We start from the raw sequence: 13400 nt of genomic DNA on the forward strand, positions 1-13400 counted from the left end.
AATGCTGACCATCTTCCACCTCCTCATTCTTCTGTTTTCTTGACGATTGCAGCATTTACTAGGTATTTTTTCCTACTTTTGGGGTAGTTTTTAGTGAAACAAGTACCCTAAAATTACAAAAAATCCTGAAATCTATATAAATTAATGGTTTCATCTATCCACATCAGGCTACAACACCTTAGAATGATTCATTGAAAAGTCGAGCCGATGGGATGTACAGCCGTTTTGAGTAAAGCTACTCCCAAAGGATGATTTTTGTATTTTCGCAAACAAAGATTTCAGTACAGATGCATCAGGGTGCATCCGTAAAGAATCTCAAGTAAACCTTCAGGAGTTTGACATGAACAAAGGTGAATTAGTTGATGCCGTAGCTGAAAAAGCTAGTGTTACCAAGAAACAAGCGGATGCAGTCTTAACTGCCGCTTTGGAAACGATTATTGAAGCGGTTTCCTCTGGTGATAAGGTAACATTGGTAGGATTTGGCTCATTTGAATCACGGGAACGTAAAGCCCGCGAAGGTCGCAACCCGAAAACAAATGAAAAAATGGAAATTCCAGCAACGAGGGTTCCTGCCTTCTCGGCAGGAAAACTGTTTAGAGAAAAGGTAGCACCCCCAAAAGCATAGGTTCTGTCTTCGGGAACCCTTTTTTAATGCGGCAACCTGCACACGGGGGAAATTTAGCCTGGGCAGCAGCACTGGCTGGCTGTTCCCCTGATGCTATTCTGGATTTTTCTGCTAGCATCAGCCCGTTGGGGCCTCCAAATAGCGCGATCGCTGCTATTCTGTCCCAAATTGGTAATCTTAAGCACTATCCAGACCCAAACTATAGTGAACTGAGACTAGCTCTCAGTCACTTCCATCAATTGCCGCCTGAGTGGATTCTGCCGGGTAACGGCTCCGCAGAATTACTCACTCTCATAGGTAGGGAATTAGCCCAATTAGCCGCGACAATTTTAATCACTCCAGCCTTTGGCGACTACAACCGAACCCTGAAGTCGTACAACGCTAAAGTGCTGGAGTGTCCTTTGTCATTAGTGAGCCAGTGCGGTCTTGGCGGTTTCCCCCATGAGCAACTGCGAACCCGAAGGGTCACTGGTCATTGGTCATTGGTCATTGGTCATTTGTCATTGACAAAGGACAAAGGACTATTGCTGAATAATCCCCACAACCCAACCGGAAAACTATTTTCGCGGGAGTCTATTTTGCCCTACCTGGAGCAATTTGCTTTGGTTGTGGTAGATGAAGCATTTATGGATTTTGTGCCGCCTAATGAGGAACAAAGCCTGATTCCGGTGGTGCAGGAATATAAAAACTTAGTAGTATTGCGATCGCTGACTAAATTTTACAGTCTCCCAGGACTGCGATTAGGATATGCGATCGCACACCCCGACTGCCTAGCTAAATGGCAGTTATGGCGTGACCCTTGGCCCGTAAACACGCTAGCGGCGGCGGCGGCAATTGCGGCACTCCAGGATACTGAGTTTCAGCAGCAAACCTGGGCATGGCTACCACCTGCACGAAACCAACTCTTTCAGGGTTTGGCTGAAATACCAGGATTGCAACCCCAAGTAAGCGCTGCTAACTTTTTACTAGTTGAGTCCCAAAAGTCTACTTTGCAGTTACAGCAACAATTGCTCAAGCATCACCAGATTTTAATCCGCGATTGCCTTAGTTTTAAAGAACTAGGCGATCGCTTTTTCCGGGTTGCCATACGTGAAGAGTCTGATAACCAACGCTTACTAACAGCGTTGAGTGGGGAGGCAGGGGAGCAGAGGGGATAAGGTGACAAGGTGACAAGGTGACAAAAGTTTAGAACTTCCAACAAGTCTTTCCCCTTGTCCCCAATTCTCAAGAGTCCCCAAGTCCTCTTTACCATGCCCAATGACAAATGACAAATGACAAATGACTATTGACTACGATGTTGTAATTATTGGCGGCAGTCTTGCTGGATACTATGCTGCTCATGCTGCAACCCAACTACGTGCTACAGTTGCCCTGGTGGAACCTAAAGTAGACTACGGGTTTACTTATCATCATGCTCTTACCGAAATCGGTAAACTGGCGCAGAAGTTGAATGATGCCGCTAGTTTTGGTATTCATGCCACACATACTGATACCTCAGAAGAATGCCATATATCTATGGCATGGCAAGAAGCTATGCTGTATGCTCAATGCGTCGCCTCAAATCTCAAGGAACAGCATTCTCCAGCCATCCTAGCCGCGTCTGGGGTAGATATCATTGTTGGCAGTGGTCAATTTCAATCTTCACCTCAACTGGCTTTTGCCGTTAACAATCGCCTATTACGCGCCCGTACCTATTTGCTAGCTAGTGGTTCGCGTCCAGAAATTCCAGATATTGAAGGATTGCAAGCCACTGGCTACCTAACCTTATCTAATATTTGGCAATACTTACAGCGAGGAATATTACCCAAAAATTTGGTAATTATCGGCGGTATTCCCCAAAGCATTGAAATTGCTCAAACTTTAGCGCGGTTTGGTTGCAGTGTAACGCTGATAGTCAAGCACCCTTATGTTCTACCTAATATTGACCCTGAGATAGCCATATTGCTTCAGGCACAGTTAGAAGTCGAAGGTGTGCGCGTCTTCACTGATAAGCCAGTGACTCAGGTTAGGCTAATTGAGGATAAAAAGTGGATTCAAGCAGGAGATAAAGCTATTGAAACTGATGAGATTTTAGTGGCGACTGCACAACAGCCAAATCTTGAATCTCTAAATTTGGCGATGGTAGGTGTGAAATGGCATCGGCGTAGCTTGGTAGTGAATGATAAACTCCAAACCACTAACCACCGTATTTACGCTTGTGGTGATGTAATTGGTGGTTACGACTTTGCCAATATTGCTAATTATGAAGCAAAAATTGCCCTGAACAATGCCCTCTTTTTCCCAAAATTACGAGTAGATTATCGCTTCATTCCTTGGGCAATGTTTTCTGCGCCGACGGTGGCGCAAGTGGGTTTAACAGAGGCGCAGGCAAAACGCATCTTTAGTCAAGATAAAGTTTTAGTTTTGCGACAATATTTTAAAACAGTGGCAGCAGCCCAGCTTCGAGATGAAACCACTGGTATGTGTAAATTAATTGTGTTAGACAATGGCGAAATTTTGGGAGCTGCGATATTGGGGGCAGAAGCTGGAGAGTTAATTAATTTGATTGCTTTGGCAATGTCCCAAAAAATTAAAGTCAAAGATTTAGCAAATTTATTTCTTGTCTATCCGAGTTTTTCAGAAATTCTGGAACAAGCTGCAAGAGAGTGGAGTAAGCAAAGGTTAAATAGCAATATTGCTTTGCAAGAGTTTTTAGAAGGTTTCTTCCATTTCCGTCGCAATTGGAATTTGTGAGTGGGGGTGGGGAGTAGGGAATAGGGAGTGGGGAGTGGGGAGTTAGAAATAGTGCTATCAAAGTGAGTCTTGTATTTATTACTAGCTTTGAACTCAGAAGTTGAGCCTTTGAACTCGGAAGTTGAGCCTTTGAACTCGGAAGTTGAGCCTTTGAACTCGGAAGTTGAGCCTTTGAACTTGGAAGTTGAGCCTCTGAACTCGGAAGTTGAGCCTTTGAACTCGGACGTTGAGCCTTTGAACTCGGACGTTGAGCCTTTGAACTCGGAAGTTGAGCCTTTGAACTCGGACGTTGAGCCTCTGAACTCGGAAGTTGAGCCTTTGAACTCGGAAGTTGAGCCTTTGAACTCGGAAGTTGAGCCTTTGAACTCGGAAGTTGAGCCTCTGAACTCGGACGTTGAGCCTCTGAACTCGGAAGTTGAGCCTTTGAACTCGGACGTTGAGCCTCTGAACTCGGACGTTGAGCCTTTGAACTCGGAAGTTGAGCCTTTGAACTCGGACGTTGAGCCTCTGAACTCGGACGTTGGTTTAAAAGCCCTGCATCAAAACCCATACCACTCCTGCCGCTACTAGAGGCACGCTGAGGTTATCTGTACCGTGGGGTGAGACTGCCTCTGCTAAAGTAGCGAAAGTAGCAGTTATTACCGCCGTCAATAGGGCCCATGCTAAACTAAAAGGTTTTGCTAGGGGACTCAGCGAGGAACCTGGTAGCAGCAACAGCACCAAGAAAATGACTACTGAACTCACTACAAACATTGCTGCTGAACCTTCCCAAGAACGCACAGAATTTCCCACTTGGTATTTATGCTGCCCGAAGCGCCTACCGATTAATGCTGCTAGTGCATCACCCCAGGTCATCGCCATTATCCCAGCAACAGCGATCGCAACGCTATCTACTGGCCCATCTGGTCGCCACAGTAGCCCGAAAAGCAGTGTTACTGAGATAGCGAAATAAACTGTACCAGGTGAGCTATCCTGGGTATCCATTGCGCCGATGATTCGGTGGCGGTAAAACAAGTAGTTAAGTCCGATAAAGGTAGCAAAAGGTATAATTCCGATTTCCCAGTGCTTAAACAGTAGCAGGACACCAAAAACCCACATCCCTGCACCAATATGGATTACCTTGCGGGTCAAATCTGGCTTCACACCAAACAGCCTGCGTAGTCCCTCGCCAAGAACAAGCAGACCAATAGCGTAAATATAAGAAATTGCTAGTCCGATAAAATCATTGTTTGTCATTAGTCATTAGTCATTAGTCATTAGTCATTAGTCATTGGGAAAGAGGAGGCAGAAGACAGAAGTTGTTTAATTTTGAATTTTGAATTGATTTCTTCCCCTGCCCCTGTTCCTTCACTTAGGTCGATCGCTATTTCGTCTAAGGTTCTTTTCTATTAACGAAGCACTACCAATACCTTGAAGAATACCACGACCGATTAAACCTAAACCTCTACCAATTATTTGTGTAAGAATAAAGACTATACCGCTACCTGCAAAAGCTAATAGTGATTTTAAACGCGGTGCGATCGCATCACTAAATTCTAAAACTAATGTCACTACTAAAGGAATATTAGAAAGTTTTACTAATTCCTGATTTCGAGGAGCATAAACTGATGTATTGGCAATCCCACGAGGTGCAATTACAAATAGTTCATAGCGACTTTCAAAAACGGCTTTTGGCTCATTTATATAATTTTTTAGTCTATATTTCCACGACAAATTATTTCTAAATCTTTCAATCTCTCTTGTAGAAATCAATTGCTGTCCATAAAAGTTTTGTTTAATCACCTCTACATCTGCTAAAGAATTTAACAGTGGTTGCACTACCCCATTCGCTACCTGAATCAACAAGTTCTCTAAAATCATTAATGCTTGAGACTTAGCTTCAGCACTGATTACTGGATAGGATGTATTATCAATGTTCAATTCTATTTGAAACATTAAATAGGAATATAATTCGCAAACTAACGGAATTTTATTAAGAATATCTCTTTGGACAACTTCTATACTTGGTAATAAATAATTAACAATCTCTATATTTCTATTTTCCAATTTTATCCGAGAAAATTTCCCAAAAAAATCTGTAATTGCTGCTTGCCATAGCTCACTTAGTAATCTAACTTTTACCTCATATAATTGATTTATATCTATTTGAGAAGCGCGTAATTCATCCAACTGTTCAGCTAGTTTTTGCAGGATAAGATAAAGTAATTCTCGTTTTTTATCTTCACGAAATATATCAATTTCTAAAGGTATATCTGTGACATTTCGTAAAGAAAATTGAAGTTTGGTAACACAAGATGCAAATAATGCAGATTGTAGTGTTCCCGGACTAAGTAAAGGTGACATTTGCCTTTGTTGAATGGCACTACTCAACCAAGGATTTATAGGCGGCTCATCAGCAACGGGAATATCTTCTTCTTGCTTTTCTTGTGATGAAACCAACAACCGATTTAGCAACCAACGAGCCGCTAGCAGTTCTCGTCTCTGTCCAGCTAGAATTGCTCGATCTAATACTGGTAGCCCGGGAACTTGTAATTGCGCTGTTACTGCGGCTAGAGTAGCTTCAATGTGAGCAATTCCTGACAAACGTAAATTATTTCGCAGTTTATAAAAAGGGAGTGGGGAGTGGGCAGAGACACGACTAATCGCGTCTGTACAGGAGTTAGGAGTTGTGATTGCTTGGGTGTCTTGGAACCAATAGTCACCACCATCTGCAACTTCTTGCATGGCGGCGACTAATTCAGGAAGTGCTATACCTTTAGGGCAGTAGCCATTAATACCAACAGATTTGGCAGCCAATAGCAGTCCTTGTTCTTGGATAGAACTGAGAAATAAAATTGGCAGGTTGGGATATAAGGCTCTGAGTTGCCGACAGAATTGTAAACCTAGCTGTTGACTGGTGGTGGAGCGACCATTACCGAATTCCAAAACCACCAAATTGACTTGATTTGGGTCTTCTTGGGCAATTTCTGCTAAAATCTGCAAGGCAGTAGTATAATTTTCTACTACTCCTGTGACTTCTAGGTTAGGAATTGCTTCTAGAGCTACCCGTAATCCCAGACGAAAAATTGGGTCTTGGTCGATTAACAATAATTTTAAAGGGCGATCGCTCATAGTCTACTCAGTTACACAAGCACTGTTTTTTACCAATCAGAAAACAACTTTGATACAAAACTTTGTCTTCCCCATTGTTACCTGTTTTCGCAAACTGATAAATCGATCATAATTGCCTTATGCAGCCGTCACTGTGTAATTAAATGAACTTGAGTATTCGCCATTGGTTGGCAGAACGCTATATCGCAATCAATCAAATCAAAGGATTTTCGGCTGGACAATTGGCAGGTATTGCCTACCGAATTGTTCAGGATATGGAAGTCAAAAGCTTGATGCCTTTTGATATTTGTACTTTGGTAGAGGTTTTAGAACTGCCCTTAGCTATTGTTTGGGAAGAAATCAATTTCATTTCCCAGTTGACAGAAAACCTGTTACGTAGCCTCAGCCAAAAAAAACCTTTAAAACGTAACGAAGGCACATGGCTAGCTTTTCAAATTGGCTATCTCCAAGCTTTGCAAGCAATTATAGAGCAGGAAACAAGCCTGCAAAGACCGTGGCTAGACCGGGCAAGTATACTCATCCCGAAGGAGGAAATGGGTAAACTTACTCTCCAAGATCCACAACTGCAAGGGTTACTAAAAACTCTCAGTCCAGGTAAATTAACTGATACTCAAGCTGAACAAGCACTGTCTTTGGTTGCCGACTCATTACTGGTGCAACAAATAAATAACGCTGCCATAGCTTGGTTAGTTACCAATGGTGTAGAGGAACCTGAAGCTAAACTCCTAACACAGCGTTTGCTCAACTCGCTTCCTGGTCACTTACTGGTAGTCGTTACCGAGAATGCTGCACCTTTAGCGCAGCTACAAAAATTTTTTCGTTTAGGGATTTCATTATCTCCCAGTTTGATCGCCCCAGAAGTAGGTTCTATAGCCACTGAGAAAATTGATTTGCAGCGAGAACATTATCGGGCAAGTTTGATTAAAAGCCTCAGTATACCTTTGCTGATAGAATCCTTTGCCCTCAACGATATTTATGTTGCACAAAAAGGCTTACCAATAGAGGAAAATATTTCTGAGCAGGATAAAAAAACTGTTAAGCCAGTTGATTTAAAAACATGGGCGCAGCAACAGCTAGCTGATTTAGAAACGATCGCACTAATTGAGTCGGAACCTGGTTATGGAAAAACTAGCTTTTGTCAACTCTGGGCAGCACAGATAGCAGAAGAATTTTACCCTAATTGGATGCCTATAGTAATTAGGTTACGGGATGTAACTTATGGTAAAACTTTTATCGAAACTCTAAATTCTGCCTTTAGTGTTAATCTTTCAACTTGGTTAGAGCAAGAAAATCTCCCTTGTTTGTTACTGTTGGATGGTTTAGATGAACTTCCCCCTTCTGCTCATGGGATAAGGGCAAAAGCAATTTTTATTCAGCAATTACTGAATTTTCAATCTAAGCACCGACACAAAATTTTCTTAACGAGTCGATCAACGACATTACAAGAAATTGCTCCAGAGATCCCGTTGCAATTGAAGCAAATTATCATTCAGCCGTTGGATGCAGAGGAACTAAAACAATGGTTTCAGCAATGGACAAAAGTGCAATCTTTAGCGATCGCTCAAAATTTCTTTATATTCTTAAAACAGGCAGGGTTATTTGCTAGTCAATCAAAGTTAAAAGAATTTTCTGCCCTTGTCCGTCAACCTCTAATGCTGCATTTGTTGGGCATTTTACACCGAGAGGGACTGCTAGATGATGAACTATTACACTTAGCTGCTAATAACCCAAAGTCTTCTCTGTTATGGGAAATTCATCATCGCCTGAGTCGATGGTTGTTGGGCTATCCGCTAACTGGCGGTATTAAAACGATGCTACTACGCTCAGGATTGGCTCATATCCACCGGACTCCAGAAGCGATCGCTAATTTACTCGCTAATCGTCATCCTCAAGATTTACTTGAGCAGATGCAAGCGATCGCTCTGAAAATTTTACACTCACAACGTCATCAAATTAGTTTGCCTGAGGAAGCAAATACTCTACCAGAGTTTTATTTTAAAATTCGGTATTTAGAAAGTGCAGCAAAAACTAGTTTAATTGAGTTTTCGCATATTAAGTTAGGAGAATATCTTTGTGCTGAGGCTATAACTGCTGAGTTGAAATTATTGACTCAGTGCCAAGATGAGGTTTATGGCACGCTTACTTTTGTGGTTGATTCTCCTAGTGGTGTAGCCCAGCATATTTACAATTTACTGGGTTACGGGATACTTAGCCAAGAAATTGAGAAATTGGCGATGCCTGCGGCGGGCTGCGCCTACGCAATTTTACGCCGAGAGCAAAAGCAGAAGTTTTCTTTTGAAGTTTTGTTCCAACGGCTTTTGTCCTTCTGGCGTGCTTACTGTCAAGGCTATTGGTTAGATGAAGGTATAGCCCATAAAGCTTTGAGTCATTTTCACACACTGAAAAACCCGGTGAATGTTGAGCAGGTGAATGCTGCTGTGGGACTGAATGTGTTTTTATTGCTTTGTGCTTGCTCCCGAGAAACAAAACTTCCCTTTTGTCCTTGTGGGAATCCAATCAATTTGGCAGAATTCAATCCAGAGGCTTTAAGTGCGCTGATTGCTAGAACAAGCCTTTTGAATAAAAATGCCTTCGCAACTCGAATTAAGTCTCTAGCTGGACTCGATTTATCAGGAGCCTCTCTGTTACAAGTAATGTTAACTGGGGTAAGTCTTGAGCAGACAAACTTATCAAATGCGGAGTTAATCGGAGCGAATTTGGCAGGAGCGAATTTGCAACAGGCTAACCTCACAGGTGCAAACTTAACAGGCGCAAACCTTACAGGTGCAAATCTTCAACAGGCAAATCTTACAGGCGCAAACCTTCAACAGGCCAATCTTACAGGCGCAAACCTTAATTCTGCTAATCTTACTAACGCCTGCTTATTTGATGCCATTCTCACTGAGACTGATAAAAAATTAGTCAGCGATAATAATGCTTCCTTCTCCCAAGAGTCGTTTCAAAAATTTAAGTATTCGCCATCACAACAGCCTTTCTTAAGTACCGTCAAAATTGCGACAAACACAGATAATAATTGGAACAAACCCCCTGCGATCGGACTAATTGAAAGCTCTGAAGGCACAATTTTACCAGAAGATTTATATGATGATGTCGATGATGAGACAATTTTTGGTAATAATTTTATTGGGGAATAGGGCATTGGGCATGGGAAAGAGGACTTGGGGACTCTTAAGAATTGGGGACAAGGGGAAAGACTTGTTGGAAGCTCTAAACTTTTGTCCCCTTGTCCCCTTGTCCCCCCTGCTCCCCCTGCTCCCCCTGCTCCCCCTGCTCCCCCTGCCCCCTACTCCTCTTGCGGGTTACGGTAGCCAATAAAGTTAATACTGTAGTCAGTAATTCGCACTCCTGTTTCTTCTTCAATTTTGCGGATTAACTCTTCTGGAAGTTCTACATGAACATCAAGAATTTGATTTGTATCTATACAATTTACATGACTGTGAGAATCACTGATATTGCCATACAAACGCCCATCACAGCGTTCAATACATTCAATAATGCCCTGACTGGATAATGCTTCTAAATTTTGATAAACAGAAGTATGACCGATATCTTTACCTTGTTGGTTCAAGCGATCATAAATCTCTCTAGCAGAAAGATGTTCATTTGCTTGCCAAAGTAACTCTAGAATAAAACGGCGCTGGCGGCTGACACGCATACCTAAGATTTGGCACTGCTCAAGCGCATCTTCTAAAGAACGAATTGGTTTTGTAGAAATTGTTTGTTTTTGCATATTACAGCTTCTTAACTGTTGAGGGAATTTTCCCGTTTAAATGTTTATTGCTTATTTAATATATGCAATGATATTGCACACACTTTTTCTACCTGTGCTTGTGTTTTGGCTTTTGATGCTGCGGAAGTTACAGGTTGCGATAATGATTTTTTTGCTTATTGACGGCTACTTTGTCAGACCTTAATCTAAAACAAACTCATTACAACTTTAACTTAAAATTGCTGTAAATGTCCACCTTGGAAAAGGTAACGCCTGCCCCAAGTAGGCTAATTTTAATGTCACACCATGTTAATCGTGTAGTAATTTTTTAGTTCAAGGCAAGTATTTCTCGCTGTTACAAAAGTAACATTTAACTTTATAAATTCAGTGTACATGAGTGACGTAGGCGTAAACCGCCGCAGTTATCACCATCAGCTCATATCAAGGCTAGCAACTAAATGTATATTTGTTATAACCAGCGAAAACTAAGCAAAAGTATCAAATAAATTAGAGAAGGTCAGACTTGTGTAGGTTGACCAAATTATCAACAAATAAAGTATTAGTAAATACTAATTTATTTCTAGAGGTCAATCTAGCGTCAATACCTGAAAGCTGCTACTGTAGATTGTCGATCCTACAGTTGAGCATCAAAAAAGTGGCTGCTGAATCAAAGACAATCGCGATCGCACTCAATAATGACTTCATTAACAATCTGGATCTGTCGCCTGCGTCAACGGTGATTGAACAACTGCTGCAAGATGGGGCCGCATCCCATGAACAGCAGCTACGCTTTGATATCAATTATGAACTCGAACCTGGCGATCCACGGGAACTCTCAGAAATTCCAGAGGTGCGGCTATGGTTTATACGCCTAGATGCCAAATACCCGTGGCTACCATTTTTACTAGATTGGAAAGCTGGAGAATTTGCTCGTTATAGCGCCATGCTTGTGCCACACCAGTTCAGTTCCAAAGAAGGCATTCAGTACAATCCTGAAGCCTTAGAAATATTTTTGATGCACAAAATTTTTATTTTAGGTGATTGGCTCAAACAACAGAACATCCCTAGCCTTTCACGCCTGAAGTCTATGGCTCAAATGCTGGGTTATGAATTAGAGGATGCTTTTTTTGAGATATTTTAATAAGAATTCAGGTGTCAGGAGTCAGAATTCAGAAGAAGTTAAGCGACACTTCGGCTATGCTCAGTGCATCGCTGGTGAATAGCACAGCGTCTCATAGAGAACGTCTTAATTCTGACTTCTGGATTCTGAATTCTGTATTCTTTTTCTGAATAACCGCAAAATCTAGCTGTCACGTCCAGGTTTTGCGGTCATTCAACAAACGCATAACTATATTGGAATATCCAATAGACTAATTGCAGAAATTGAGACAAACTGCTGGTTTAGCCGCCCCAAATTTTCTCCAAAACTGCGTTTGGTGAAACATCCGCCGTTTTTCCTGTGGGGGATTTAATGGCCAGGAATTTTTCGTTTTTCGGCAACAACTCCGTTGGATCAGTGGGCCCAAATAGGGCGATGGTATAGGTTTGGACTGCAACACTCAGTTGTAGTGCCGCACTATCAGTGGACAACATTAGATTTGCCCCGGCAATCATGGCAGCTAACTTACCAATATCATCTGGGGCAGTCACCTTGATATCTGGAGAAGACCCCAGAAGCGATCGCACAAACTGCTCATCGTCAACTCCCTTAATGACTACCACAGGCAGATCCGGTTGCTTATCTTGGAAGTTTTGAATAATTTGGTGCCACTTCTGGACAGGGTAGATTTTATCCAGTTCTTTAGCCTGGCCAGAACCGCCATGAATCAAGATATAACCTGTTTCATGAACCCCTAAACGTTTTTGTTCCTTTTCTGCCCAGTCAATATCTGTTTTTGGCACATTTACAGCTAATTCTGGGACAGGAGTTTTTATGCTTAATGGTTGCAGCAAATCATGATATACTGCCGCCGCATACTGTGATGGTTTAAATGGCACAGCGTTGCTAAGAAAAACCGCTCCTTTGCCTTGGTAGCCAATGCGTGTGGGAATTCCCGTCAACCAGACTAAAAGACCCATCAACCAATTTTGCTTAACAGCAATGGCAACATCGTATTCGCGATCGCGAATTGTCCCCACCAAGTTACCCCAATCTGCCAGACTGTTACGGTCTTGAAAATCAAAGGCCAGTACCTCGTGAACTGACTTGCTCACTCGATAGGCAGCCTTTGACCGGGGTTCAACAACGACATCTATCTGAGCGTTAGGGTAATTGCGCTTGAGGTCATCTAGAGTCGGAAAAAAGAGAATTTGGTCGCCAATTCCGCCAGGTACAAGGGCTACTACTCGCATAATATTTATTGACGCTTACTCGCTCCCTATTTTAGGGGAAAATATATAGCTTAAAGATTGAGGAATTCTGTGTATTTACTAATTCCAGCTGCGGGAACCGGAAAAAGAATGGGTAGTAACCGCAATAAACTCCTGCTAGTCGTGCGATCGCAACCAATTATTGCCTGGACTTTATTAGCCGCAGAAGCCGCCAGTACAATCAGTTGGATCGGAATTATTTCTCAGCCTACGGATTGGCCAGACTTCAACGCAATTCTCGCCGATCTAAAGCTGACTAAACCAGTTGAATTGATTACAGGTGGTTCCACCCGCCAAGAATCTGTTTACAACGGCTTGCAGGCGCTACCAGTAGCCGCAGAACAAGTGTTAATTCATGATGGGGCTAGATGCCTGGCCACACCAGATTTATTTAACTCTTGTGCCCAAGCCATTCGCCATTGTCCCGGTTTAATTGCTGCTGTACCCGTCAAAGACACGATTAAAGTTGTCGATGAACAAGGCATAATTCAAAAAACACCCGACAGACGGCAATTATGGGCGGCACAAACTCCCCAAGGATTTGATGTCAAATTGTTGAAACAGTGTCACGCTGAAGGTGTCCGTCAAGGTTGGGAAGTAACTGACGACGCAGCTCTATTTGAAAAATGTGGTATTGAAGTGCGAATTGTCGAGGGAGAAGAGACAAATTTAAAAGTGACAACTCCCCAAGATTTAGCGATCGCAGAATTTATTCTCACAAGTAGAGGGATTGGGGATTAGGGGTTGGGGAGTGGGGGATGAGGGGGATGAGGGAGCAGGGGAGGCAGGGGAGCAGAGGGGACAAGGTGACAAAAGTTTAGAGCTCCAACA

General features: G+C 42.5%; 11 protein-coding genes. 7 read left to right on the forward strand and 4 right to left on the reverse strand.

Features of this window, described 5'->3' with window-relative positions; genetic code table 11:
• Positions 1-340: 340 nt before the first annotated feature.
• The 4 genes from RMZ43_RS09390 (at position 341) to RMZ43_RS09405 (ending at position 3928) form a co-directional block, all read left to right on the forward strand.
• Entirely contained in the window at positions 341-625 is a 285-nt protein-coding gene (locus RMZ43_RS09390) for an HU family DNA-binding protein (protein WP_010998076.1), read from the forward strand.
• 26 nt (positions 626-651) lie between these two features.
• Entirely contained in the window at positions 652-1782 is a 1131-nt protein-coding gene (cobD, locus tag RMZ43_RS09395) for a threonine-phosphate decarboxylase CobD (protein ID WP_322653939.1), read from the forward strand.
• A gap of 121 nt (positions 1783-1903) precedes the next feature.
• The gene (locus tag RMZ43_RS09400) at positions 1904-3358 is read left to right on the forward strand and encodes a dihydrolipoyl dehydrogenase family protein (RefSeq protein WP_322650075.1); all 1455 of its coding nucleotides are present in this window, start codon (positions 1904-1906) and stop codon (positions 3356-3358) included.
• Positions 3359-3427: 69 nt separating this feature from the next.
• Complete coding sequence (locus tag RMZ43_RS09405) at positions 3428-3928, forward strand: hypothetical protein (RefSeq protein ID WP_322653940.1); 501 nt, start codon at positions 3428-3430, stop codon at positions 3926-3928.
• Here the strand turns inward: RMZ43_RS09405 and RMZ43_RS09410 are convergent.
• A complete protein-coding gene (locus RMZ43_RS09410) occupies positions 3884-4594 on the reverse strand; it encodes a diacylglycerol/polyprenol kinase family protein (RefSeq protein WP_322648979.1) in 711 nt (236 codons plus the stop codon). The two genes, RMZ43_RS09405 and RMZ43_RS09410, sit on opposite strands and share 45 nt — an antisense overlap.
• Before the next feature lie 111 nt (positions 4595-4705).
• Positions 4706-6469 carry a DUF3685 domain-containing protein gene (locus RMZ43_RS09415; RefSeq protein ID WP_322653941.1) on the reverse strand — a complete coding sequence of 588 codons (1764 nt, stop codon included), beginning with the start codon at positions 6467-6469 and terminating at the stop codon, positions 4706-4708.
• 143 nt (positions 6470-6612) lie between these two features.
• On the opposite strand from RMZ43_RS09415, the gene RMZ43_RS09420 reads away from it, so the two are divergent.
• Entirely contained in the window at positions 6613-9624 is a 3012-nt protein-coding gene (locus RMZ43_RS09420; protein ID WP_322653942.1) for a pentapeptide repeat-containing protein, read from the forward strand.
• 149 nt (positions 9625-9773) lie between these two features.
• Here RMZ43_RS09420 and RMZ43_RS09425 read toward each other — a convergent pair whose 3' ends face one another.
• Positions 9774-10220, reverse strand: a complete 447-nt coding sequence (locus RMZ43_RS09425; RefSeq protein WP_322648982.1) for a Fur family transcriptional regulator — start codon at positions 10218-10220, stop codon at positions 9774-9776.
• 634 nt (positions 10221-10854) lie between these two features.
• On the opposite strand from RMZ43_RS09425, the gene RMZ43_RS09430 reads away from it, so the two are divergent.
• Positions 10855-11340: a CRR6 family NdhI maturation factor gene (locus RMZ43_RS09430; RefSeq protein ID WP_322648983.1), complete on the forward strand. Its 486-nt coding sequence runs from the start codon at positions 10855-10857 to the stop codon at positions 11338-11340.
• 260 nt (positions 11341-11600) lie between these two features.
• On the opposite strand, the gene RMZ43_RS09435 is transcribed toward RMZ43_RS09430, so the two are convergent.
• On the reverse strand, positions 11601-12551 hold the full coding sequence (locus RMZ43_RS09435) for a glycosyltransferase family 9 protein (protein ID WP_322653943.1): 951 nt from the start codon (positions 12549-12551) through the stop codon (positions 11601-11603).
• Between the two features lie 69 nt (positions 12552-12620).
• On the opposite strand from RMZ43_RS09435, the gene ispD reads away from it, so the two are divergent.
• Positions 12621-13310 (forward strand): 2-C-methyl-D-erythritol 4-phosphate cytidylyltransferase, encoded by a 690-nt coding sequence (ispD, locus tag RMZ43_RS09440; protein ID WP_322648985.1) that lies wholly within the window; start codon positions 12621-12623, stop codon positions 13308-13310.
• Positions 13311-13400 lie beyond the last annotated feature (90 nt).

The organism is Nostoc sp. CmiVER01, from assembly GCF_034531135.2.
In the GTDB taxonomy this organism is placed as follows: Bacteria; Cyanobacteriota; Cyanobacteriia; order Cyanobacteriales; family Nostocaceae; genus Nostoc.

What these genes read in the sequence shown, in the direction of transcription:
- RMZ43_RS09390 (WP_010998076.1), top strand. Translation starts at nt 341, where the DNA reads ATGAACAAAGGTGAATTAGTTGATGCCGTAGCTGAAAAAGCTAGTGTT.
- cobD (WP_322653939.1), top strand. Translation starts at nt 652, where the DNA reads ATGCGGCAACCTGCACACGGGGGAAATTTAGCCTGGGCAGCAGCACTG.
- RMZ43_RS09400 (WP_322650075.1), top strand. Translation starts at nt 1,904, where the DNA reads ATGACTATTGACTACGATGTTGTAATTATTGGCGGCAGTCTTGCTGGA.
- RMZ43_RS09410 (WP_322648979.1), bottom strand. Translation starts at nt 4,594, where the DNA reads ATGACAAACAATGATTTTATCGGACTAGCAATTTCTTATATTTACGCT.
- RMZ43_RS09415 (WP_322653941.1), bottom strand. Translation starts at nt 6,469, where the DNA reads ATGAGCGATCGCCCTTTAAAATTATTGTTAATCGACCAAGACCCAATT.
- RMZ43_RS09420 (WP_322653942.1), top strand. Translation starts at nt 6,613, where the DNA reads ATGAACTTGAGTATTCGCCATTGGTTGGCAGAACGCTATATCGCAATC.
- RMZ43_RS09425 (WP_322648982.1), bottom strand. Translation starts at nt 10,220, where the DNA reads ATGCAAAAACAAACAATTTCTACAAAACCAATTCGTTCTTTAGAAGAT.
- RMZ43_RS09435 (WP_322653943.1), bottom strand. Translation starts at nt 12,551, where the DNA reads ATGCGAGTAGTAGCCCTTGTACCTGGCGGAATTGGCGACCAAATTCTC.